1 protein-coding gene is annotated in these 238 nt (G+C 66.4%); it reads right to left on the bottom strand.

Features of this window, described 5'->3' with window-relative positions:
* On the bottom strand, window positions 1-238 hold a 238-nt coding region (locus ACNFBR_RS29340; RefSeq protein WP_416737888.1), incomplete at both ends, for a hypothetical protein.

Raw genomic sequence — 238 nt, 5'->3', positions numbered from 1 at the left:
GTACAGGCGGCCACCGTTGTCGCTGAACGGGTCCGGCACGAAGCGTTCGGCGGTCAGTGCTGGCCGCTGGTGATAACCACGGGCCAAGCCCACGCCGCCCAGGTACAGCTCGCCAGCACTGCCGCGTACGGCGGGTTGCAGGCTGCCTTCCAGGATGTGGGTCTTGAGGTTGTCGATTGGCTGGCCGATCGGCACGCTGATGCTTTCGTCCGCCTGGCAGGTCCAGTGAGTGACGTCG

The sequence above is a fragment of the Pseudomonas sp. NY11955 genome (assembly GCF_048068035.1).
Lineage (GTDB): Bacteria > Pseudomonadota > Gammaproteobacteria > Pseudomonadales > Pseudomonadaceae > Aquipseudomonas.
This window is presented reverse-complemented; position numbering and strand designations above follow the sequence as displayed.